This window comes from Desulfurella amilsii, assembly GCF_002119425.1.
Lineage (GTDB): Bacteria > Campylobacterota_A > Desulfurellia > Desulfurellales > Desulfurellaceae > Desulfurella > Desulfurella amilsii.
The window spans coordinates 1-22,198 of sequence record NZ_MDSU01000002.1 but is presented as its reverse complement, the minus strand read 5'-3'; the positions used below and the strand labels follow the sequence as shown (position 1 = coordinate 22,198).

Here is a 22,198-nt window from a genome sequence, read left to right as displayed (position 1 = left end):
TTTTGAAAACAAAACATTTTTTAATGGCTACTGCTATGCTTTTGTTACCAAGTATAGTAAATGCAAATACTATTAAGTCTATTGCGTGTATAGACAATACTTGTGCGATAGAAGCAACCCAAGCTATAAAATATAAAATCTCAACGCAAAAAGATAAAAACTCTAAAATTATTATTCTGGACATTCTAAATACAGACAGCAAAAGCGGTAAAGTGCCAAACAGTTTGACTATGTCAGGAAAGGAAATCTATCTTGCAAAAACTGCTTTGCATTCAAGTGAGCATTTTTTTAGAATAGCATTTATAGCTAATCCTGATGTAAAATATTCTGTATCGCAGTCAGGCAATTACTTATCTATATTATTTAATTCACAAGCACAAGAACAAGCAAGCACACAGCCACAGCAAGCTATGCCTGCTGTAAACAGCACTCCTCCGCCGTCAAGCGCACTTGTAAAACCGCTTGCAGATTCCAATGGTAATGTTGAAACAATAGAATATACACCCAACCAAATTATAAATGTAGGTTTAATGAATGAAAGAACTACGGAAATTGACTTGCCTGCACATATTTCAAAACTAATAACAGGCATAAGCACAGATAAGATTTCTGCGGAAGTTTCAGACAATAAGCTTTTCTTGAAACCGCTTGCAGATAATATTGGAGGAGATTTATATATCAACTGCACCAACGGCAATATTTATCATTTTTTTTTGCAGTCTGCATCTCAAGCCCCTTTGACTTTAATTGTTAACGACATACAGAAAAAAAATATAAATACTTCGTCAGCAATGCAGGAAGAAAGCGACAGCATATCAAATTTCCTTATTGAAGTAAGAAATCACAGCGATGATTTAGATGTTGCGGTTATTAAAAACCCAACAGTATCGTATTTAACAAAAGATATAACATTAACGCTTATAAAAAGCTATCAAGGACAAATATATACAGCATATGAAGGCATAATTAAAAACATATCACCTGTAAGAATAAGAGTTCCCTATGAAAAGATATATTTTAAAAATTTACTCGGCATAGCTGTTGATGATATGTATTTAAACCCAAGCCAAGAAAGTAAGATATGGTTTATCACATCATACAAAGGGAGGCTTGAATAGATGGAAGAGAATAAAAACCAAGAAAGCAATATAAGCGGTGGTGTTATCAATAAAGGAACGAAAGACGAAAAACAAACAAACTCAAAAAATCCTTTAAATAACTTACCGCCTAATTTCAAAAACAAAATATTTATACTTATGGCTGTAGTCTTAGTATTCCTTTTTTTTACGATAAAAGGAATACTAAGCAATAACTCAAAGAAAGTTCATCAAAAAACAAACTCTACAAACTCAACGCTTCAACTTAACAATTCTGTTTTATTACAGAAACAATTAGACCAGAAAATAAGCCAAATTGCAAACGCTACTGCAAACAATACTCAAAGCATACAGCAATTAAAAGATATAGTAAAACAACAGCAGTCACAGCAGGCACAGCTACCTGCACCGCCGTCTTTGCCGTCAAATCCAAATCCTATTCAGCAGTCGGCACCACCATCTTTGCCACCGCAAAATAATAATGTCAGTATGCCTGCGCCTACACCACCGCCTCCGCCGCCAGCAAGAATACAATCAATTAATGTCAATGCTACACAAAGCAATACAACTGCAAATCAGCAGTCAAAAAATGATGACAATTATGTAACTTTGCCAGATGGATCAATAGTGTCTGTTACATTAGTAAGCGGTATTTATGCCCCTATTACATCAGGGCAGGAATTGCCAACCTTGCTTAATGTTAATGAAATGTTTTACGGGCCAAATCATACAAGAATACCATTGAAATCCTGTAAAGTTTTAGCCAAAGCACAAGGCAATCAAGCCAGCGAAAGGGCTTTTGTAAATGCTTATGAGTTGTCCTGTGTTTTGCCTAATGGAAAATCAGAAAACTTTAAAATCAGCGGTTATTTATCGGCACAGAAAGACAGTGCATACGGCATAAAAGGCAAAGTAATATCTGTTACAGGCAAATACTTAACAGGAAGCTTTTTATCAGGAGTTTTACAGGGCTTTGGAAGTGCTATGTCAATGGCTAACCAAAACTCATCTTTAACTACATCAGGCACAGTAGAAACATCGGTTAACGGAGGACAGGTAGGAAAATACAGCGGTTATGCAGGGCTTGCAGGAGGAGCAAACGCATTATCGCAGTATTATGCAAATAAATTAAATAATCTTGTAGATATGATTTATGTTCCAGCAGGAACAAAAGCGTATCTTGTTGTAGAAAAAGGAGCAGTTATAACAGGCTATAAACTGAATAATATAAATCAATACGGATTTAGAGGAGTGGATTGATGAAAAAAACAATTATGGCTTTATGCAGTTTAATATTTTTAGCAAGCTGTGCTACATCAAACGAATTAAAACCGAAAGAGAATATGACAAGTGCGTATAATAATGATTCGCAGACAGAAATTAATATAAAGACAAACATACCGCAGGAAAGCGTAAGCCAAGTTCCTGTTATTGAGCCTCCTGTAATTCAGCCTATGTGGATACCGCCGCATACTACACAGGATAAAAGAGTGTTTATTACAGGACACTGGATATTTGTCCAAATCAATAACCCTACTTGGTATATCAATTCTACAAAAAACCCTATTAATTTAGGTCTTGAAGTGGAGAAAACACAATGATTTTTTCTAAAAAGAAAAAGTCTGAAATACCTTTAATAGAACTTCCAGAAGACAACAAATTAAGAATACAAACCTATTTGCCATATCTTTTTTATTTTGAAGATGATGGATACTTTTTAAATAAAGACGGTTCAATATCAATGTTGTTTGAAGTAACGCCTCCAAACGCTATCTATGATAAATTTTTAGATAGAGTTTTCAGCGGACTTGCAACAGTATTCAACCACTATTACCCTGATATGATTTTACAGCCTTTTTTAATCTCTACAAGGGGAGCAGATATAAAAGACCCTGTAATAAATATGTATTTAAAAAAAGAAACAAAACAGGATTTGCCGAGTGTTGTAAAAAAAGCTGTTAATGAAAAAATAGATTTATTTAAATCAAACGATATATGTGAAATAAACGGACTTAAATATTCGGCAAAGACATTTAAGAGGATATTTGCAGTAACGCTTGTTACAAAAAGACCACAGCAGGATAAAGGCATTATGGAAACGCTTTTCGGCAACGCAGAAAATAATTTGCATATATATGATAAAGCTGGGAAACAAGATTTAAGAAAACTTAACAGAGCAATTGACTCTTTAATGGACTCATTCAGAATTATAGGTATCAAATCGGAAAGAATTAACGCAGACAAATTTTTAGACTATTTCTATCCTGTATTTAACCATCAGCCAAGAACAGTCAAAGGCTATGATAAGCTTTTGCCTTTAAGCGAACAGCTTATTAATACAAATATCACTATTGATAACGATAAGATTTATTTCGGCAATGAACCCTACGCAGTAGTAAGCGTCAATGCGATAGCAGGAACAGAAACCAACTTTTTCTTTATAGAGGACAACAACAACTTTACTCTTGCAGATATGCTTGATGACTTTTTATGCACTATAAATGTTTTTACAAACCCAAAAGAAAAAGAAATAATGGCACTTGAAATCAAAAAGAAATTTGCTTTTTCATTTACCAAAACAGGAGCAGATATAAAGTCAAATACTATAAAGGCTGAAATAATGCAGGTTTTGGAGGATATATACAAAAATAATATCTATCTCAATAATACTATGATTACTTTTTTGGTTAAATACAAAGATGTAGAAACTTTAATAACAAGATTGGAATTATATGGAATACAATGTATCCACGAAACTGACCCCGTAATATTTCCTGTGTTCTTAAATACATTGCCTTTCTTTTATAGAAAAGAGTATGACAGTGTTTTAAGACGCACAAGAAAACTTTACCCGCATCATACAGCCGATATCGTTTCTTTTTATCCAGAATTTCAAGGAACGCATAACGGAAGTCAGATGTATCTTGACCGCAGAGGCAATGTGCTTACTCTTGACTGCTTTAACAATGAGATTACACCAAACCCGCACGCAGTTGTTTTAGGTATAACAGGAGCAGGCAAATCGTTTTTTATGTGCGATTATATCTTGCAGGCTACAAGAGAAGATCCGTTTATATTGGTTATAGATAAAGGTAACTCTTATAAAAAGCTTTGCAACCTTTACAACGGACAATATATTACTTTAAGCATTTCAAACCCTATAACAATCAACCCTTTCTATAATTTTAATTTTAGCGATAAGGAACAGCTTGTATTTTTGTCAAATATATTGCGTTTTATGGCTACCGGTATGGAGTCAGATAAAGACTATTTAAGCAGAGAAAAAACAGGTATTCTTGAAGAAGCTATACTTGATTTATCAAAAATACAAGCAGAAGAAAACAGAGAAGTTATGATTTCTGATTTTATTGAGCTTTTACGCACGAAAGGAGATTTAGGGCAGGAAATAGCAAACAGGCTTGTGCCTTTTTCTAAGAAAGGACGATATGGAAGTTTCTTTGACGGACCGAATAAGTTTAATATAGAAAATCCTTTTACGGTTTTTGAGATAGGCGGAATAAACGATGATGAGCTTTTGACTGCTTGGTTTATGTCAGTTGCTTACTTTTATGCAAATATTATTCAAAATCCGAAATTAAGAGGTCGCAAAAAATACTTGATTATGGACGAAGTTTGGCGATTAATGGGAATTAAATCAACAAGTCAATTTTTTATTGAAATTGTTAAGACTTATAGAAAGCACGGAGCCCAGCTTGTAACAATTACGCAGGACTTTGAGGACTTTTTCAGTTCCAACGCAGGTATTGCGATATTCAACAACAGCGCAAATAAGTTTCTGCTTATGAACTCTCAAAACTCAATACAAAGAAACGCAAACAGCCTTATGCTTACACCTTATGAGCTTAATCAATATATAAGCGTCAAAAGAACCGCTAACTATTCAGAGTGTTTTGTTAAAATAGGGGACAATATAAGCGGAGTAATAAGGCTTACACCAAGCCGATACACTTATTGGCTATCTACTACAAACGATAAAGATAATGCAAAATTAGACAGATATTTAGAAAAATGCGATGGAAATTTAGGATTAGCGATAGAAACCCTAATAAAGGAGGAAAAAGAGTGAAAAAGGCATTAATTGTATCAGTAATAACCGCTTTAGCTGTGTCATCTTGCGCTACAAATCAACAGCAGGTTTACCAGAATGGAGTAGAACAAGGGAAAAAAGAAGTTACAAATAACCTTTCTAAAATGGATATTCATAAAGTCTATGTGCCCGCACAGGTAGTGGGCGGAGCCTACATACCAGCGCATTATACTTACAAATATGAGAAAACAGTTGTTGGAGTAAATGGAGAGGGAGGATTACAGCCTCAAACAGAAAATACCACTGCAACAGCAGTTGCAACAAATACCACTGCAACAGCAGTTGCAGGAAACAGCACTGCAATAGCAACAGCAGACAATGGCACATCTGCAATACCTGTATTACCTAATGAAAAAGTGGTTTCGGTAGTAAATACCCCAACACCACCGCCGCCTCCGCCAAACTTAGATAATATGTCAGATGCTTTGATAAAAATGATTGACAATGGTGATTTGTCTGATACCAAAACTATTTATGAAACACTCAAAAAAGCAAATATAAATACTCAAATAACTAATAAATCTCAATACTATACAGCTTTGGGTAAATATGAGCTTGTAAATCACGAATACAAGAAAGCTTATGATGATTTTGCACAAAGCTATATTGAAAATAAAGACGCAAATATTGATTCCAAAAATCAAACATTGTTTGATATGGCATTATGCGCACAAGCATTAGGCAATAAAACAGATGAAGTAAACGCTTATACTTACATAGGAGATAATTATATAACAGCAAACGATAAACTTGATGCTTTAAAATATTATTATAAAGCAAATTTAGTAGATCCGAGCAATACGGCAGTAAACATAAAAATAGCCAATATACTTAAAAATATGGGACAAGATGAACTCTCAAAAGCATTTTTAATGAAAGCTTATTTGCAAAAGGAGTTAAATGATGAACGAAAATGAAAAAGATAAAGATAAAGATTTGAAAGAAACTATTAGCGAAATTCAAAATAAAGTTAATCTTGAAAACGATGACGATGAACTCCTTGATAATGAAAACACTGCTGAAAATAAAGAAAACAAACAAGATGATGAACTTAAAAAGAAACAAATTAATCTTACGTCAGCAATGAGTTTTTTTAAAAAGAAGAAAAAAAATGACAATCAAGGCAATATCAGCAATGAGCTTAAAAAGAAGCCGTTAGGTAAAAAAGCTTATATTTCAATAATAGCAGTTTTGGCTGTTGTAGCAGTTTATGGTGGTTATACTTTTGAGCAAAAATTATCAGAGTCAAAAATACAAACTCCACATATTAATACTGTTGCAAAAAAACCTATTGCAAAACCCGCAACTGCAATTAATGCTACGGTTAATGCTACAAATGCAACCAACAGCACTAATGCCACAGCGTCAAATGCGGTAGCAAATCCGCTTTCTCCTAAAAGTATTCAGCAAAACGCAAGTGCTATCGTAAAAACCGTAAACAAGTCTTTTGATATATTCAGTTTAGAGCCGACACAAGAATACAAGTTAGACCAAATGAAAAATTACTATGAAAAATCGCTTGATATTTTAAAACTTCAAAAAGATATTTTAAAAACACAAGACGAAATGCAGTCTTTAAATAAGCCCGTAAAAGAAGCAAAAGAAGAAAAACCACAGCTTCCCGTTATAGCGCCTCCGCCTGTAAAATTACCTGCCCCGCCGTCAATGCCAAGCGGAACTGTGCCATTTCCAACTCAAGCGCAAGGCAGTATGCCTTTTAATGTTCCTCCGCCAAACTTTAACAACAACAATGGTTCGGCTTCAATGTCAAACTCAAATGTTTTAGGAAAAGTATCGGTTAATCTAATTTATGATTACAAGGATAAAAAAATAGCAGTGGTTCAATATCAAAACAGTATATTTAGAGCTGGTGTCGGTGATAATGTAGCACCCGGTTACCGTGTTACACGCATAGAGTCAAATGGTATTTATGTAAACGGCCCAGAAGGTGAAGCTTTTCTGCCTTTATCTTTTAAATCAGAAACAAAAAATTCAGTAGTTTTTACAAGCAACTCTCACACTAAAACAGGACAGCAGGCTGGCACAGAATCAAATCAAATGAATGGCAGTATGCCGTTTAATCCGCCTGCACCGGTATTCAATCCAAGCAATCCGAATACCCCGCCTGCATTTATAGGAGGCAATCATGAATAAAAAAATATCTTTTGCTTTGGCAACAAGCATTTTATTTTTTTCCGCTACCACAACAATTGCAAAAGCGGATTTAACAAAACAATTAAATTCTTTTATAGAGAAACAACAGCAGGAACAGCAGTATAACAATCAGCCGAAAGTTTCAATTAATGCAATCAACCAGCCTTTGGGTGTAGTTATGCAGAACTTTTCTGCTTTAACAGGATATTCTGTAACCTATTCAAATGATGTAGATTTAAATTCTCCTATAACCGTAAGCTTAACACAGGTATCTTTGCCTTTGGCATTAGAAACTATTTTAAATCAAGCAGATTATTTTTATAAAATTGACGATTTTAAAAAAATAATCACAGTAGAAGCTTTTAAAATGGAAGAGTTTAAGCTTCCTGCGTCTATTTTAGACAATTCAGACGCAAAATATGATTTTTCATCATCAGGACAAAGCGGTGGAACTAATAGCAACAATGGTGGAGGTTCATCTGGAGGTTCATCTGGAGGTTCATCTGGAGGTTCAACAGGCAACAGCGGTTCAATATCATCTACAAGCAATTTTACCTACAAAGCTACACAGACAGGCAAAGATATGCTGAATACTATGGTCTCGCAGGTAAAAGCCGTTTTATCAAAAAACGGAAGTGTAATGGTAGAGCCCACTACCGGCATTATGTATGTTAAAGATTATCCGAAGTATGTAGAACAAGCATCAAAGCTTATAAACAATTGGATAAATGCTTTTTCAAAACAAGTTTATATACAGGCTTATGTGGTTGATGTGCAATTAAATGACAGCAAGCAGTGGGGTATTAATTGGAGTGCATTAAATAATTTTAGAATAGGTGGATATAGCGGAAGTTCAAATATAATGCTTAATACAAATAATGCCAACGGAGCGCCTACGGCTAATTCTCCCGCATCAGCTACGCCAAGCGCATTAACTCCCACAACGCTTGGAGCATTAGCAAGCGGTGCTATAAGCAATATGGATCATACAAATGTATTTAATATTGCTTTACAGGCTTTGGCAACGCAGGGCAATACAAAAGTAGTATCAAGTCCGAGAATATTTCTCATTAATAATCAAGTAGGTAATATTCAGGCAGGAACAAGCTACCCGTATATTTCAAGCGTTCAAAACAACTATTACGGTGCAAGCACATCTGGCAACAGTCAGCTTTCTTATACCTTATCAAGTGTTTCAGACGGTGTGAGCTTAACTGTTATTCCGCACATTAATGCTGATAATACAATAGATTTAACAATAATGCCTGTTGTAACAAATATTGTAAGCTGGGAAAATATTAATATGGGAGGACAGGCAATCCAAGAGCCTGTTGTGGCTACAAGAAGCGAATATACAAGACTTACTGCTAAAAACGGACAGCTGATTATTTTAGGTGGAGCTACTACAAACACAGGCAGTGTAACCCATCAAAAAATTCCAATACTTGGGGACATTCCTATTGTAGGGTGGCTATTTAAAAGCATAAACAAAAACAAACAAAACGAAACAATGGTTATTCTGCTTAGAGCTACTGTAATTAATCCAAACGAGAAAAACAGCATAGTAACGCAAGGCAAAGATATAGATTTTGTAAAATCGGAGACAAAGGCTAATGATTAAGGAATATCTTTTTTTAATCAATGCCAATAAAGCTTTTTCTCTTACTTCTCAAAGGATTATTAACTTAGAGGATTTAAAGCATAAAAAAATCTATGCTTGTTTTTATTCTTCCAGCACACAGTATAGAGATTATACAAACCTTGAAAACAAGTATATTAAGACAGAAATTGAAACAGATTTCAAAGAACAGCAGAATAGAGATGTTTTGTATAAAGTCGTTTCAGTTAAAGATAAACAATATGTATATATTGATGACAGGGATTTTATTAGGACGCTTATAAGAGACTACAATACTTATGCTTTAACAAGAATAGAACAGATTTTCTACCAAGCAAACAAAGCCATTATTGAGTCAGACAAGACGGTTTTAATTGCAATTTACAATACTGTAAGTAAGGAATTGGTTTTCCAAATCTTTAAAAATGGAATTTTAATAACTAAAATTACAGGATATAAAGCAACAGGACGCTTGTATCCTGTTTTAAACCAAGAAACAGTAAAAGAATTGCTTGAAGTTATTTCCCAAGAGCATAATGTAAACATTGATGATTTTATTATTTACGGCTACAATAAGCCTTATAATGAACTAATTAAAGTAATTAACAGCATTAAATACAAAAACACATACAATATTGTCTTTGAAGATTCAAAAACAATATTACTTAAAAAAGCCATTCTTATGGCAATGTTTTTTACTTCTCTATATCCCGTCTTTTTTTTAGGAACATATATTAAAAATAATATTATAATAGGCTATCAAAAAGGACAAATTAATAAAGCAAAAGAAATAATAAGCCATCTGGAAAGCATAAAAAAAGACCTTTACATACAAAAAGGTAAAACCATTATTTTGGAAGATGAAATTGATTTTAAGAAAATAGCAGGCTATATTTATCCTATCAACTATACACAGCCTAAAACCATTGATTACAATACAGACAAGCAGGGGCTTAATATAAGCGTGCTTTATGACAATACTGTTTTGGCTTATGCAGTCCATCAAGTATTAGAGAAAAACAAGATTCAAAACACTTATTATATTACTCCAGATACTAAGCAGGCAAAAATTGACATTAAAATACCATTAAACAAAATTCAGCAGGGGTTGTAGTATGGAAAAAATTAGTGTTTATGCAAAAAATTTAATAGATTATTTATCGGAAATTTTCAGAAAAATTAATATTGCAATACTGTTTGTTATAGTAATTGCTATATTTGGAATTAATTACGGGCTTTCAAAAGTTCTTGCAAATCAAACCTTAATAATAAGCGAAAATGCCCAAAAAATAAATAGTCTGCGTTTAGAAATTGACAATAATACTCAAACAATAAAATCATTAGAGCCCTTAAAAACAAATGTTATTTACTTAACAGATAAAATAACAGCTATAAATACAGTTAAAACCATACTTCAACAGCACAACATAGATTATACTTTAAATGTCAATGTTCCAGAAAACGCTTCAACAGGAAAATATTTTCAGGGCTTAAATAACAATTCAAATTCTTTTTTAGAAACAAATAAAATAGTAAGCAAAGATACAAAAATGAGTGTTTTTCATTACATACCGGTCCAAATTACTATTAAAAACTATGTTAATTATGACAATTTAACAAGCGCAATAAATGAACTAATCAATAATAATTTGATTATTAATCAAATATCGTCAAAGTCAAAATATGCAAAACCGCAGGAGCTTATTTTAGGAGGCAGGCTTTATGTCTATGGTCAACTCACCCCCGCTAAGCCATAGGCTATATAAGATGAGTAATGCCAAGGAGGCAGTATGAGTGCTAAACCAGAAACCCCCCGTTCATCCACCGCCTTATCTGAAGATAAAGGCGGGGACTTCCGGGGGGAGGGGTTAAATAAAAAGACAATTGCTTTAAGCCTTATATTTGCATTAAGCGCATCAAGCGCATTTGCCTTAAATCCTACTTCTTTCTGCGAAAACTTCGCTAAAAATACGCTTAAATCGTTTAGCGTTGAAAAAGCAAAGGAGTATTTGTATCAGCACCCTAATGATTTTACAGCAAACTTTTGTTTCGGAGAGATTTACTCTTGGCAGAAAAGACCTTATACTACAGCGGAAAACAACATTAAACAAAATGCTTATCCGATAGGTTTTTATAACAAAGCGGCACAGCTTACCACAAATCCAGCTTACAAAGTAATGGCTTATTTAGAGATGGCTTATTATTATGCAAACAACAACGGTTATCCTGCAACAGCTGAATCAAAAGCATTGACACAACAGTATCTTAATTTGGCATTACAGAACGCTTTAAAGTCAAATGACAAAGAACTTATGCAGAACACTTTATTAAAACTTGTTTTTTACGGTGATCCATTAAAAATTGACGAATATATTCTTGCAGGGCAGAGATTTTTTACATCAGATAAAGATAAGCTTGTCTTTTATGATGCTTTGGCAAATAGGTTTGACAGCGTAAAAGACTACAAAAAAGCCCTTTATTACAGAGTGCAAGCTTTGGATTTAAAGTTTAAGATGAAAATGTTTTTTGACTTAACAGACATTTCCAACCTGCAATGCGATATATTTAAAGCAAATGACTACAACCTTACGCAGGAAGCCATCACTAAGCTTATTACAATAGCCGAATATTTACAAGCAAATGGCAACAAGGTAGAAAAATTCAACGGCTATCCATTTACCTACAACTACTATGCAGGTAATATTTATGATGATTTAGGCAACATACTTTCTAAACTTAACAGATACGACCAAGCCTTAAACCATTACAAGGTAGCTTACGCTTTATACATTAAAGCCAAAGAACCAGACAGAGCTAAACAGGAACTCTTAAAAATCAAAAAGACAGAGGATGCTATCAAAGCAAGCCAGAAAACCCCGCTTTAAAGTCAAATTATAATAAAAATCCGAATATTTTAATAATTAAAAATTTTTTTCTTGACTTTTCTAAAAATTGTGTCTATTTTAATAAATAGCTTTGCGTAGAAAAACGCAGAGCGTGGTTTCTTGGGTGAACTGAGAAACAAGGAGGTGTTGTTATGTTAAAAAAGATTTTTGTTATCGCAGGTAGTTTTATTGCAGGGTTGGCTTGCAATTTGGCTTTATTATTTAATCATTTAAGTATTGATATGACATCAATACTGTTTAGCGCTTTTTTCAGTTTTGCCATAGCTATCGCAATATATGGTAAAAATGCGATTCAAGATACGGGTGAATTTGGAATAAAGCTGATGGAAAATATTTTAGCCGCAGGCTTGATTGTTCCATACGGTTTTTTTATTTACTTAATGTTGCCGAAACTTTTAGGAAAAATTTCTCTTGCAGGAAATCCTGCATTCAGCCAGACAGGACTATATGCAACCGTGTTTTTAGCAATTGCAGTTTTAGCTGTGATTGTTGAATCAACCAAAAGAAAAATCCTAAATCTTTTGGTGTATTAATGATTTTGTATGTAGCGGAAAAGCCAAGCTTAGCCAGAGCAATTGCCGATGCTATCGGTATTGTAAAGAAAAATGCCGACAGCATTGACTGTTTTGGTGATGTTAAAGTTACTTGGTGCTTTGGACATTTATTGGAACTTGCAAAACCTGATGAATATATCAAAACCAAAAGCTGGGATTTGCAGTTTTTGCCTATCTTGCCTGATAAATGGATTAAGTATCCAAAACCTGATAGCAAAAAACAGCTTAACGCTGTTGTATCTCTAATTAAAAAAGCAAATAAAGTAGTCAATGCAGGAGACCCTGATAGAGAAGGACAGCTATTGGTTGATGAAATTATTGAATATGCAGGCTACAAAGGGCAAGTATTAAGACTTTGGCTACATGCATTAGACAAAGCAAGCATACAAAAAGCAATTAAGCAAATAAAAGACAATAAAGCCTATTATCCATTAAAATTATCTGCCGAATTGCGTTCCAGAGCTGATTGGCTAATCGGTATGAATTTTACAAGACTTTTTACCAAAAAGAATACCGCTGGTGCTACTATTTCAATAGGCAGAGTGAGAACCCCTACCCTTGCTTTAATCTATAAAAGGTATAAAGACATAAAGGAATTTAAACCGAAAGACTTTTATGTTTTAAAAAACAAGCCTTTTATAAACGACGCTTATTTAGACCTTACATTAATCACTAAAACGCTATCAAAAGGCATTGATGAAGAAAACAGGCTTGTTGATAAAAAATATGCAGAAAGCATAGCAAAAGAAACTACCAAAGCAAATGGTTTTATAGAAAATGTCAAAGAAGAGAAAAAGACAGAATATCCCCCTATGCCTTTTAATCTATCCAGACTGCAAAAGTTTATGAATGAAAAATACTCTTGGAAAGCAAAACAGACATTAGAAAACCTGCAAAACCTTTATGAATATAAACTTGTTACTTATCCAAGAACAGACTGCGAATACTTGCCAGAAGAGCAATTTAGCGATGGTAAAGCCATACTTGCTAAAATATCGCAGTTAGGCTTATTTGAAAAAGAGATAAAAATGTGTGATATTAATATAAAACACAAAGCTTGGAATAACTCAAAGCTGTCAGCTCACCACGCTGTTATCCCTACGCAGGACACAAGCTATTACAGTAAAGCAAACAGTGATGAAAAGCTTTTATACAGTGTAATTGCAAAAAGCTACCTAATGCTTTTCTTAAAGCCATACATATATTTACAGCAGACAATTACAGCAGATATTGCAGGCTATAAATGGCAAAGCATAAGCAAAAAAGCTATTCAAATGGGTTTTAAAAGCATATTTGAACCGCAGGCGCAAGTAGAAATGCCTGTTGTAAAAGAAAAACAGAAGTTTGTTTCATCTCAGACCGAAATAGAAACCAAACAGACTACTCCCCCACCCTGTTTTACAGATGGCACAATCATAGAAGCTATGAGCCATATACACAGGTTTATAGATGATGAAAAAGCCAAAGCGGTATTAAAAGAAACAGACGGACTTGGCACGGAAGCCACAAGGGCGCAGATTATAGAGGATTTAATCAGACTCAAATACATAAAACGCAACGGCAAATGCCTAGAACCTGTAATGCCGTTTGTGGAAAAAGTTTTGAATTACTTGCCAAACCAAGTAAAAGACCCTGTTTTAACTGCAAGATGGGAATCAATGCTTTCAGATGTAGCAGGCAACAGCAAGCAGGCAGGCGAAACATTCTTAAACGAACAAATCGGACTTGTAAAGAAAATCGTAGAACAAGTAAAAACATCTCCAAGTTTGGAATTAGGTTTAGAGAATCCTGCAAAACCTAAACCACTCCCGGCAAAAGAAATAATCCCTAAAAGCAAATTAAAAAAATGCCCTGAGTGCAGAGGAGACCTTGTAATAAGAAAAACAAAAAACGGCAATGAATATTTTAGATGTCAATCCTGCGGAAGCGCTTTTTGGAAACAAAAAGACGGAAGCGTAGGAAATAAATGGTAGGAGGTGTTATGTTAGAATACTATCTTTTGGCTTTTAAAAACTACATAAACTTTGAAGGCAAGGCAACAAGAAAAGAATTTTGGTATTTTCATTTAGTTAACTTTATTATCATAGCAACACTTTTATTATTGAGTTATTTAATTATCCCTTATTTAGTAGGTTTATATTGGCTTTATTCGCTGGCTATTGTTGTGCCAAATGTTAGTTTGTTTGTAAGACGCTTGCACGATATAGGCAAAAGCGGTTGGTATTGGCTTTTGTTGCTGATACCTGTTGCAAATATTGTTGTGTGGCTGATTGTGGGACTAACAGAAAGCAAAACTATGGAGGAAATAGTATGAGTTTAACACTAATAGATAAACAGAGAAGAGACAGAAACCGCTTTTATAAAGCAGGCGGCATTAAGCTTATTTATCAAATGATATCTGATATTGATGCTACAAAAGAAAATCCTGTTAAACTGCGTTTGTTGCGTAAAAAAGCTTTTGAAGTTGCAAGACAATGCAATATAAAAGTTAAATATCAGCAAGGTTTTGTTATTACGCTGTTAAAGCAGGCACACGGTAAAGGTTATATTCGTTCTTTACAGGAACCCTTTGATACTGCTAAAATGCTTTTTCCAAGAAAGAAAAAACATATAGCGAAATCAAAACAGATAACTTATTATATCACTCAAAAAGGCAAAGAACTTAAAGAAAGCAAAGAAAATACTATTATACCGATATTAAAAGTTTTTAATAAAGAGGAAGCAATATGATAACAATTTTCTTTAAAAAACTTAACCCTACTGCAATCTTACCTGATTATCAGACACAAGGATCATCAGGTATGGATTTGCGTTCAATAGAAACGCTTGATTTAGGCATAAACGAAATAAAGCTTGTATCAACAGGTCTTGCAGTAGAAATACCGCAGGGTTTTGAGGGTCAAATTAGACCACGAAGCGGACTTGCGCTAAAAGGTGTTACTGTTTTAAATACTCCCGGCACGATAGACTCAGATTATCGTGGAGAAATCAAAATTATTCTTGCAAACTTCGGCAAAGAATATTTTCACATACAAAAAGGCGACAGAATAGCACAGCTTGTAATTGTGCCTGTTGTAAAAGTATATGTAGCAGAAACTAAAGAATTTAATTATACAGAAAGAGGTAGTAATGGTTTTGGAAGCACAGGCGTTAAATAAAGAAATCGTTTTTATAGATATAGACAATACTTTATGGAATTTTGCGGGCGCTTTATATCAAAAACTTATAAAAAACAAGTATTTTGTCCCTGCCATAGAGTTTTGGGATTGGCATTTTTATAAAAACTATATATCAGATAAAGAATTTAAGCGTATTGTCAATGAAATACATTTAGAACAGGAAAAATACGAACCCTTTGAATATTCTATGCTTTTCTTAAAAGAACTTAGAAAAATGGGTTTTTATATTACCATTGTAACAGATAGAATAAATGATTCAAGATATACTACCGAAAGATGGCTGGTTAAAAACCATCTTGATTTTGATAAGCTCATTATTGCGCAAAATAAAAAGGAATTTATCAATAATAGAGTGTTTCTTGTTGTAGATGACAGTCCTGTTATGTTATCGGTTGCTTTACGCAAGAAAGTATTATACACAGGTTTGGAATACAGCTGGAACAAAACTTTAAAACAGTATGTTCCGCTTTGGAATAACTTAAAATCTCTAAAAGAGTATGTTGAATTGGCTATTAGCGGAAACCCAAAAAAGGAGGTGTATTTATGAAACTGCTTTTGAAGGAATTAGAAAACTTAAAGGCAAAAGAGTTTATTTGCAGTTACTCTGGAAAAAACGGATATATAGAGATACAGACAGACGATGTGAATGATGTTAGCAATATGATAAGAGAATTCAACAAAGATAATTACATTTCAGGCGATCCAGCTGATAATGAGTATTTAAGGATTGTTGTTAAAAGCAAAGACAAAGGTAATTTTATCGTTAAATATTTCAGAAACGGAACTTATGTTTTTAATTTTTACCAAGAAAGGCTCAAGAGGGCTTTTTAAATATGAGTGAATTTAATGCTGATATAATCGCAAAAATTTTCAATACCGTCAGTATAGTGCCCAAAAAAAGCAACTCTGATTTTTTAAGCAACTTATACTTATGGATACAAAACGATAAACTGTCTTTAACTGCCACAAACGAAGCATTTCAGGAAACCATTGAATATACATTGGCACAGCCTTTGGAAAAAGAAATTAAGTGCTACATCAAGCCTGATGTAGCCAAGCTTTTTAAAAGCTTTAAAGACCAAGTGGAAATTGACTTTAAAGACCGTTTAATGATAGTTAAAAACAATACATTTACCGCTACGCTTAAACCTACAAGCGTTGAAGAATATGATTTTTTTATTAAAAACAAACAGCCTGATACCATATTTGCTTTACCTTTTAAAGACGCAAAGCAATTTTTAAATACAGTATTTGCTTCGTTAAAAGAAGACGGCAGTATGGCTACAAGAGAATTTACAGGCGTGCTTATAGAATGCAAAGACAATCAAATTAATGCGGTAGCTACAAACCGAATGATGCTTGACAATAAAGTGTTTAATCAAGAAACAAAAGATTTTTACGGTATTATAGAGGCAAACGCAGTAAGACAGCTTCTTAAAATAAATGCAGAACAAGACGCTGTATTAACTTTTAATACCTATTACAACGATAACAATGAACCCTTATATGCAGAATTTATTATTAACGATACCGATTTTACAATTAAAATAGCGTCTAAAATTATACAAGGCAGATTTCCTGATTATAAACAGATAAGCATAAGAAAAGAAGCCACAAAAGCCACAATACCGTTGCAGGAGTTTAAAGTTGCGGTAGATAGAATATATCAAGTTGCAAAAACAGAAACAAACCCGCATATAACCTTAACAATAAACCAAAACTTAATGGAAATTCTTTATGCCAACGACGAGGGCGAAGAAAGTATTGATACGATACCTTTAATATATTGCGATGCAAAAGATGAAGTTAAACTGCAATGCTTGCTTTTATCGCTTTATCCTTTTCTAATCAACACTTATAATTCAGATAACATAGATTTGTATTGGAAAGATGTGGTAAAACCTTATGAAATTGTAAATGAAAATGAAATGTTTGTATTTGTGCCTGTGAGATAAAGATGACAGCACAAGCGCACCATTTACTTAAACCTGCGGTAGATAGTATTCATTATTTGAATACTATCTATTTGACAGATTGGCAAACTACTATAATTAGCTTTATCCTGTCGTTTTTTATCGTGGATTACTTTTATAAATTCAGGCGGTAAGCTATGTTTAATTTTAATGCAAACACAATTATTGCAGAAACGATTGGCTATTTAATTGTTAGTGTGATAATCAAGATTGCTTTAATGGACGAAGAATATACTTCAATTAGGCGCATACTGCTTATAGGATATCTGATATTTTCAAGTTTATTTATTTCTCTTACTGTATTTATTATTGTCAGCGTGGCAATTGTAATTCTAACATTTGGAATAAAAAGACTATTGGAATATTAAGGAGATTTTATGAAAAAAACTTTAAGCGAAACTATAAAAGAAAATCTTAAAAAGGATTACCGTTACAATAATTATTATGTTGCTGTCAGCGGTAATGAAGAATTTGAGATTAAAGTTTGGGAAGAGAATAAAGATTATTATATCTCTTATATTAAGCATAAGTATTTTGATGTGCTGTTTGAAAGATATAAGGATAAATCAGTAAATATGCTTACGGCGAAGTATTTTAAATACAAGCATTTAAGTGAAAACGATACTATGAAATATATAAAAATGCTTGTTATTGTATATATTTTGCAACATCAAGGCATTAACTACAAAGAAATATTTTTATTGAAAGAGGATTTTGTAGATAGTTTTGTAGAAATATTGTTTCACTCTAAATATCATTCTAAAAAAATAAATATTGAAGAAACCAAAATTCGCTATATAGAATTAAAGAACCCAAGAGAAGCTTTTTTCTATAATGCAGTTAATTATATAGAAAAAAAAGATAACTATTATTTTAAAAAATGTCTTTTTTTTGCTAATAATAATTATGTAGACTCAAGAAGACTTATAAAAATAGAAATAGAAAGAAAAAGAGAAAAAGAAAGAGAAAGTATGTCTCTAAATTTCCCACAGGAAATAAAAAAAACTAAAATGAACAAAGGAATAGATATAAGTAAAATTATTATTTGAGAAAAATATGCAAGTTGAAAACAAAATTATATTAAATAAAACAATAGAAATAGTTGACAATGAGATAAACAAAATTGAATTTTTAAAAAAAGGCGCAAGGGGTGACTCAGATTATGCCTTGTTAAGCAACTGCGAAGGGGCTTTTGTGGCTTATACTTCAATTAGAGCATATTTGCTCAACAATACTGATAATGTTTTGTATGCACTTGAAGAAATACTTTTAAAAAGAATACCAGAAATGATTAAATATCAAAAAGAAAACGGTGATTTTTCTAATGGATACTTTACAATGGGCTATGTGTCGGCTTTAAGGACTTTAATATTTAAAATTAAAAAACTATATGAACAATTTAGGAGTAAAAATGAAACAGGTTACAATCTACACTACGCATAATTGCGCTTACTGCAATGCGGTTAAAATGTATTTAAAACAAAAAGGCGTTAAATATACAGAATTTGATATTTCAAGAGATTTAAAAAAACAGCTGGAAGTAGCAAAACTAACAGGACAGTCAAGCATTCCTGTGGTTATTATTGGCAATAAGGTAATCACAGGCTTTGACATTCAACAGCTGAATAAATTGCTTGGCTTGCAAGATTTTACAGGCAAAAAAAATAGAAAAATACTTTAAGGAGGTTTTTGTGGAAACAAAAAACAGACAAAATAAATTAGTGTCTAAAGAAATAAATCTTGCAGGTAAATATTTTCATAGTTTTTTACAAGATATAGAAACAGGTAAAAAAATAGTGCAATGGCAAGGGTATATTTATGGGCCTATTAAAGATTGCGGTGTTGGCGGTTATTATCTTGCTACGCTATTTGAATGGCTATCAGGCTATCCAAGCGATACTATTATTTTACATATAAGTGATTTAATAAATGGTAATTTTTCTTTCTATGACAGTGCAGAAGATATGAATGATGCTTATAAACATAGATTTAAACTAGCAATTATAGAAAAAGCTAATCGTGATGCAGACCAATAAAACTTGGCTGAAAATTTTAGCTATGATAGCGATGATTTTTGACCATTTTTCTATCTGGTTAATCAATCATTATCATATCAATGCATATGACGCTATTTATTGGAGAATGTTTGGGCGGATAAGCATTCCGATATTTGCTTTTCTAATTGCCTATAATTTTGTCTACAACAGCAGACACCACGAACAATTTCTATTTAGAGTAACCATATTTGCTTTATTAAGCGAACCGTTTTATATTGCGTATTTTGAAACTTTTGGAAATGCTTTTATACCTTTGGCTTTTGGGCTTGCCATGATTTACTTCATAGATAAAAACAAGCTTAATGAGTTTGCTTTAACTTGTGCTATGGCTTTTTACCTTGCTTTTTTTGTGTTTTTTGATGTAGAAATAATAGCCTGCGCTTTTTTAATAGTGGCTTTTTATTTCTATTTTAAGCTAAACAACAAAATATTCTTAGCTTTAACTTTTCCATTAATGCTTTATTTAAATACAATAGACATTAGAATAATCCTAATGGTGTTTGTAAGCTATTTTCTAATCTTTTTAAGCCTTAAAAAAGACATTTTACCTAATTTAAAGATAAATAAATGGATAGGCTATTGGTTTTATCCAGCGCATTTATTTATTTTAAGGGTTTTGCTGGGCGTTGCGTAAAATTTGTAAATACTTTTATCCTAAAATAAGTATTTTCGGATAAAACTCTTAAATGCATAAAACTCATCATTTTTTAAAACCTTATTCCAAAGCCATTTTAAAAAATACCTATTTTAAACTTTATACTTGACTATCTTATACTTTTGTGCTATTATGTAATAAGTTTTAGGACAAAAGTGTCCAAAAGGAGGTGAAGCATTCAAAAAACAGAAAACATTTTGAATGAATGCATTGAAAGCATTCAAAATGAAAATTATAATGAGGCTGTTAATTTAGCTGAAAAAGCTTTGGAAATTAAAAAAGACAGTTTGACGCATTATTATGCAGGTGTTGCTTACTACTACGCAGATAATATAGCTTTAAGCCTGCTTCATTTACAGCTTGCCAAAGAAAAAGCCTCTAAAAACCAAAAAAAGATGGCAAACATACAAATTATGCTCGGCGTTGTTTACAAAGATTTAGGTGTTATTGAGAAAGCAACAGATTATCTTAATCAGGCAATACTTAATCCGCAGATACAAAAAAATCAAAAATCATTCGCTTATATAAAACTTACAGAGATATACAAGGATTTTGATATAGATAAAGCTATAGATTGCGGACTTATAGCTTTAAACTGTGCTACTTTTAAAGAACAAAAGCTTGAAGTTTACAATATGCTTGGCGAATGCTATAAGATAATCAATGATATTTCAAAATCTATAAGCTGTCTGGAAAAAGCTAAACCACTTATTAAAGACCAAACCGATTTGGAATACTTAAAGTTAGACCTTGCAGACCTTTACCTGCAGAATAAAGACTATGATAAAGCCCGCAGGCTTTATTCAAGTCTTATAAAATCAAATGATAATCAAATAAAATGCAATGCTTACAAGGGACTTGGGCTTATTAATCAAACTAAAAATAAAACAGATGCTTTGGCAAATTTTAAAAAGGCATTGGATTACTGCGAAGAAAATGATAACAACGAAATACTTAATTTAATAAATCAGTCAAGAAAATTGACTATTGTATAGGAGGTGTGCTTATGGAAATCTTTTCTGGTTTTTTTATATTTATTATAGCTTTTATTTTGTTTATATGGTTTTCTGGTGTTGCATCGCTTAAAGCCAAACAAAAAAAGGCTATACAGAAAAAAAACAGCATTATAAAGGATTTAGAAAAAATTAGAGATGAAATTATTACAGTATCGTCATCAGAAATCCCGGGTAAGAAAATTACAAAAGTCATAGGCGTAGTAAGCGGTGTTTCAGAAACACAGGCATCAACAAAAGAAGAGTTTGATTTGGCAGAAAAAGAAGCTTTACAGGATATGATACTTAATGCCAAAAATATGGGCGCAAATGCAATCACAGATGTAAAGTCAACCACAGGCAATTACGAACAGCAGGGCAGTCAATGGCAGGTTTCGCAAGTAATTTACATTGGCACTGCGGTAATTGTAGAGTAGGAATGCGGTATGGAAAGAGTTGACGGCAATTTAATGCCAAACGAACAAGTCCTATATAAAACCAGAAAGCATTGGGTTTGCGTTATGAAAAGCTTAATTGTAACATTAGCTATATCTTTGCCTTTTATATTGCCTTTTGTTTTCAATGTGCCTGTTGACAAAATAGCAGGGCTAACTGTTGCATTTACGCTTGCATCTATTATAGGACTTGTTTTTATGCTGGTTTATGCCTGTATTTTTACAAAAGTGCTTGTAACCAACAAAAGAATAATAGGCGTCATAGATATGTTTGTAAAAAAATTTCATTTTGAAATTTTGTTATCTCAAATTACAAGCACAGAAATAAAACAGAATTTTTTAGGCAAACTGTTTAATTATGGTTCGGTTACTGTTTATACAAGCAACGGTAAAGACTCTTTTACAGTAATAAAACCTTTTGAGTTTCAAAACAGAATAGAAAACAGAGGG

General features: G+C 32.8%; 27 protein-coding genes. All 27 read left to right on the top strand.

Translation table 11 applies throughout. The features are described 5' to 3' along the window. Positions 1-2 precede the first annotated feature (2 nt). On the top strand, positions 3-1,118 hold the full coding sequence (locus DESAMIL20_RS01535) for a hypothetical protein (RefSeq protein WP_086033126.1): 1,116 nt from the start codon (positions 3-5) through the stop codon (positions 1,116-1,118). After that, positions 1,119-2,357 (top strand): TraB/VirB10 family protein, encoded by a 1,239-nt coding sequence (locus tag DESAMIL20_RS01530; RefSeq protein ID WP_086033125.1) that lies wholly within the window; start codon positions 1,119-1,121, stop codon positions 2,355-2,357. After that, complete coding sequence (locus tag DESAMIL20_RS01525) at positions 2,357-2,698, top strand: hypothetical protein (protein ID WP_086033124.1); 342 nt, start codon at positions 2,357-2,359, stop codon at positions 2,696-2,698. The genes DESAMIL20_RS01530 and DESAMIL20_RS01525 overlap by 1 nt, the downstream gene beginning before the upstream one ends. Continuing rightward, positions 2,695-5,184 carry a TraG/VirB4 family ATPase gene (locus DESAMIL20_RS01520; protein WP_086033123.1) on the top strand — a complete coding sequence of 830 codons (2,490 nt, stop codon included), beginning with the start codon at positions 2,695-2,697 and terminating at the stop codon, positions 5,182-5,184. The genes DESAMIL20_RS01525 and DESAMIL20_RS01520 overlap by 4 nt, the downstream gene beginning before the upstream one ends. Further along, positions 5,181-6,122, top strand: coding sequence for a tetratricopeptide repeat protein (locus DESAMIL20_RS01515; protein WP_086033122.1), 942 nt, complete (start codon positions 5,181-5,183; stop codon positions 6,120-6,122). Before DESAMIL20_RS01520 ends, DESAMIL20_RS01515 begins: the two co-directional genes overlap by 4 nt. Beyond that, the gene (locus DESAMIL20_RS01510) at positions 6,109-7,359 is read left to right on the top strand and encodes a hypothetical protein (RefSeq protein WP_086033121.1); all 1,251 of its coding nucleotides are present in this window, start codon (positions 6,109-6,111) and stop codon (positions 7,357-7,359) included. Before DESAMIL20_RS01515 ends, DESAMIL20_RS01510 begins: the two co-directional genes overlap by 14 nt. Beyond that, positions 7,352-8,980: a type II secretion system protein GspD gene (locus DESAMIL20_RS01505; protein WP_086033120.1), complete on the top strand. Its 1,629-nt coding sequence runs from the start codon at positions 7,352-7,354 to the stop codon at positions 8,978-8,980. The genes DESAMIL20_RS01510 and DESAMIL20_RS01505 overlap by 8 nt, the downstream gene beginning before the upstream one ends. Beyond that, entirely contained in the window at positions 8,973-10,091 is a 1,119-nt protein-coding gene (locus DESAMIL20_RS01500) for a hypothetical protein (protein WP_086033119.1), read from the top strand. Before DESAMIL20_RS01505 ends, DESAMIL20_RS01500 begins: the two co-directional genes overlap by 8 nt. Before the next feature lies 1 nt (position 10,092). Beyond that, on the top strand, positions 10,093-10,734 hold the full coding sequence (locus DESAMIL20_RS01495) for a hypothetical protein (protein WP_086033118.1): 642 nt from the start codon (positions 10,093-10,095) through the stop codon (positions 10,732-10,734). Between the two features lie 33 nt (positions 10,735-10,767). Next, positions 10,768-11,862 (top strand): hypothetical protein, encoded by a 1,095-nt coding sequence (locus DESAMIL20_RS01490; protein ID WP_086033117.1) that lies wholly within the window; start codon positions 10,768-10,770, stop codon positions 11,860-11,862. Positions 11,863-12,014: 152 nt separating this feature from the next. Continuing rightward, positions 12,015-12,416, top strand: coding sequence for a hypothetical protein (locus DESAMIL20_RS01485; protein WP_086033116.1), 402 nt, complete (start codon positions 12,015-12,017; stop codon positions 12,414-12,416). Next, on the top strand, positions 12,416-14,410 hold the full coding sequence (locus tag DESAMIL20_RS01480) for a DNA topoisomerase 3 (protein ID WP_086033115.1): 1,995 nt from the start codon (positions 12,416-12,418) through the stop codon (positions 14,408-14,410). The genes DESAMIL20_RS01485 and DESAMIL20_RS01480 overlap by 1 nt, the downstream gene beginning before the upstream one ends. 8 nt (positions 14,411-14,418) lie before the next feature. Further along, positions 14,419-14,751, top strand: a complete 333-nt coding sequence (locus tag DESAMIL20_RS01475) for a DUF805 domain-containing protein (RefSeq protein ID WP_158090475.1) — start codon at positions 14,419-14,421, stop codon at positions 14,749-14,751. Beyond that, positions 14,748-15,167, top strand: a complete 420-nt coding sequence (locus DESAMIL20_RS01470) for a hypothetical protein (RefSeq protein WP_086033113.1) — start codon at positions 14,748-14,750, stop codon at positions 15,165-15,167. Before DESAMIL20_RS01475 ends, DESAMIL20_RS01470 begins: the two co-directional genes overlap by 4 nt. Continuing rightward, entirely contained in the window at positions 15,167-15,595 is a 429-nt protein-coding gene (gene dut, locus DESAMIL20_RS01465; protein ID WP_086033139.1) for a dUTP diphosphatase, read from the top strand. Before DESAMIL20_RS01470 ends, dut begins: the two co-directional genes overlap by 1 nt. Beyond that, complete coding sequence (locus tag DESAMIL20_RS01460; RefSeq protein ID WP_086033112.1) at positions 15,567-16,163, top strand: hypothetical protein; 597 nt, start codon at positions 15,567-15,569, stop codon at positions 16,161-16,163. Before dut ends, DESAMIL20_RS01460 begins: the two co-directional genes overlap by 29 nt. Continuing rightward, positions 16,160-16,447 (top strand): hypothetical protein, encoded by a 288-nt coding sequence (locus DESAMIL20_RS01455; protein ID WP_086033111.1) that lies wholly within the window; start codon positions 16,160-16,162, stop codon positions 16,445-16,447. Before DESAMIL20_RS01460 ends, DESAMIL20_RS01455 begins: the two co-directional genes overlap by 4 nt. A gap of 2 nt (positions 16,448-16,449) precedes the next feature. Next, positions 16,450-17,571 carry a beta clamp domain-containing protein gene (locus DESAMIL20_RS01450; RefSeq protein ID WP_086033110.1) on the top strand — a complete coding sequence of 374 codons (1,122 nt, stop codon included), beginning with the start codon at positions 16,450-16,452 and terminating at the stop codon, positions 17,569-17,571. A gap of 155 nt (positions 17,572-17,726) precedes the next feature. After that, positions 17,727-17,957, top strand: coding sequence for a hypothetical protein (locus tag DESAMIL20_RS01445; RefSeq protein ID WP_086033109.1), 231 nt, complete (start codon positions 17,727-17,729; stop codon positions 17,955-17,957). 9 nt (positions 17,958-17,966) lie between these two features. Beyond that, positions 17,967-18,638, top strand: coding sequence for a hypothetical protein (locus DESAMIL20_RS01440; RefSeq protein WP_086033108.1), 672 nt, complete (start codon positions 17,967-17,969; stop codon positions 18,636-18,638). A gap of 7 nt (positions 18,639-18,645) precedes the next feature. Next, a complete protein-coding gene (locus DESAMIL20_RS01435) occupies positions 18,646-19,032 on the top strand; it encodes a hypothetical protein (RefSeq protein ID WP_086033107.1) in 387 nt (128 codons plus the stop codon). Continuing rightward, positions 19,001-19,270, top strand: coding sequence for a glutaredoxin family protein (locus DESAMIL20_RS01430; protein WP_158090474.1), 270 nt, complete (start codon positions 19,001-19,003; stop codon positions 19,268-19,270). The genes DESAMIL20_RS01435 and DESAMIL20_RS01430 overlap by 32 nt, the downstream gene beginning before the upstream one ends. Positions 19,271-19,280: 10 nt before the next feature. Further along, positions 19,281-19,625 carry a hypothetical protein gene (locus DESAMIL20_RS01425; RefSeq protein ID WP_086033105.1) on the top strand — a complete coding sequence of 115 codons (345 nt, stop codon included), beginning with the start codon at positions 19,281-19,283 and terminating at the stop codon, positions 19,623-19,625. Next, the gene (locus DESAMIL20_RS01420) at positions 19,612-20,280 is read left to right on the top strand and encodes a TraX family protein (protein WP_086033104.1); all 669 of its coding nucleotides are present in this window, start codon (positions 19,612-19,614) and stop codon (positions 20,278-20,280) included. The genes DESAMIL20_RS01425 and DESAMIL20_RS01420 overlap by 14 nt, the downstream gene beginning before the upstream one ends. 218 nt (positions 20,281-20,498) lie before the next feature. Beyond that, positions 20,499-21,296, top strand: a complete 798-nt coding sequence (locus DESAMIL20_RS01415) for a tetratricopeptide repeat protein (RefSeq protein ID WP_086033103.1) — start codon at positions 20,499-20,501, stop codon at positions 21,294-21,296. 11 nt (positions 21,297-21,307) lie between these two features. Then, positions 21,308-21,730 carry a heavy metal-binding domain-containing protein gene (locus DESAMIL20_RS01410; RefSeq protein ID WP_086033102.1) on the top strand — a complete coding sequence of 141 codons (423 nt, stop codon included), beginning with the start codon at positions 21,308-21,310 and terminating at the stop codon, positions 21,728-21,730. Between the two features lie 9 nt (positions 21,731-21,739). Then, the coding region (locus DESAMIL20_RS01405; RefSeq protein ID WP_086033101.1) for a PH domain-containing protein at positions 21,740-22,198 on the top strand (459 nt) is incomplete at its 3' end.

What these genes read in the sequence shown, in the direction of transcription:
- DESAMIL20_RS01530 (WP_086033125.1), top strand. Translation starts at nt 1,119, where the DNA reads ATGGAAGAGAATAAAAACCAAGAAAGCAATATAAGCGGTGGTGTTATC.
- DESAMIL20_RS01525 (WP_086033124.1), top strand. Translation starts at nt 2,357, where the DNA reads ATGAAAAAAACAATTATGGCTTTATGCAGTTTAATATTTTTAGCAAGC.
- DESAMIL20_RS01520 (WP_086033123.1), top strand. Translation starts at nt 2,695, where the DNA reads ATGATTTTTTCTAAAAAGAAAAAGTCTGAAATACCTTTAATAGAACTT.
- DESAMIL20_RS01510 (WP_086033121.1), top strand. Translation starts at nt 6,109, where the DNA reads ATGAACGAAAATGAAAAAGATAAAGATAAAGATTTGAAAGAAACTATT.
- DESAMIL20_RS01505 (WP_086033120.1), top strand. Translation starts at nt 7,352, where the DNA reads ATGAATAAAAAAATATCTTTTGCTTTGGCAACAAGCATTTTATTTTTT.
- DESAMIL20_RS01500 (WP_086033119.1), top strand. Translation starts at nt 8,973, where the DNA reads ATGATTAAGGAATATCTTTTTTTAATCAATGCCAATAAAGCTTTTTCT.
- DESAMIL20_RS01495 (WP_086033118.1), top strand. Translation starts at nt 10,093, where the DNA reads ATGGAAAAAATTAGTGTTTATGCAAAAAATTTAATAGATTATTTATCG.
- DESAMIL20_RS01490 (WP_086033117.1), top strand. Translation starts at nt 10,768, where the DNA reads ATGAGTGCTAAACCAGAAACCCCCCGTTCATCCACCGCCTTATCTGAA.
- DESAMIL20_RS01485 (WP_086033116.1), top strand. Translation starts at nt 12,015, where the DNA reads ATGTTAAAAAAGATTTTTGTTATCGCAGGTAGTTTTATTGCAGGGTTG.
- DESAMIL20_RS01480 (WP_086033115.1), top strand. Translation starts at nt 12,416, where the DNA reads ATGATTTTGTATGTAGCGGAAAAGCCAAGCTTAGCCAGAGCAATTGCC.
- DESAMIL20_RS01475 (WP_158090475.1), top strand. Translation starts at nt 14,419, where the DNA reads ATGTTAGAATACTATCTTTTGGCTTTTAAAAACTACATAAACTTTGAA.
- DESAMIL20_RS01470 (WP_086033113.1), top strand. Translation starts at nt 14,748, where the DNA reads ATGAGTTTAACACTAATAGATAAACAGAGAAGAGACAGAAACCGCTTT.
- DESAMIL20_RS01460 (WP_086033112.1), top strand. Translation starts at nt 15,567, where the DNA reads ATGGTTTTGGAAGCACAGGCGTTAAATAAAGAAATCGTTTTTATAGAT.
- DESAMIL20_RS01455 (WP_086033111.1), top strand. Translation starts at nt 16,160, where the DNA reads ATGAAACTGCTTTTGAAGGAATTAGAAAACTTAAAGGCAAAAGAGTTT.
- DESAMIL20_RS01450 (WP_086033110.1), top strand. Translation starts at nt 16,450, where the DNA reads ATGAGTGAATTTAATGCTGATATAATCGCAAAAATTTTCAATACCGTC.
- DESAMIL20_RS01445 (WP_086033109.1), top strand. Translation starts at nt 17,727, where the DNA reads ATGTTTAATTTTAATGCAAACACAATTATTGCAGAAACGATTGGCTAT.
- DESAMIL20_RS01440 (WP_086033108.1), top strand. Translation starts at nt 17,967, where the DNA reads ATGAAAAAAACTTTAAGCGAAACTATAAAAGAAAATCTTAAAAAGGAT.
- DESAMIL20_RS01435 (WP_086033107.1), top strand. Translation starts at nt 18,646, where the DNA reads ATGCAAGTTGAAAACAAAATTATATTAAATAAAACAATAGAAATAGTT.
- DESAMIL20_RS01430 (WP_158090474.1), top strand. Translation starts at nt 19,001, where the DNA reads ATGAAACAGGTTACAATCTACACTACGCATAATTGCGCTTACTGCAAT.
- DESAMIL20_RS01420 (WP_086033104.1), top strand. Translation starts at nt 19,612, where the DNA reads ATGCAGACCAATAAAACTTGGCTGAAAATTTTAGCTATGATAGCGATG.
- DESAMIL20_RS01410 (WP_086033102.1), top strand. Translation starts at nt 21,308, where the DNA reads ATGGAAATCTTTTCTGGTTTTTTTATATTTATTATAGCTTTTATTTTG.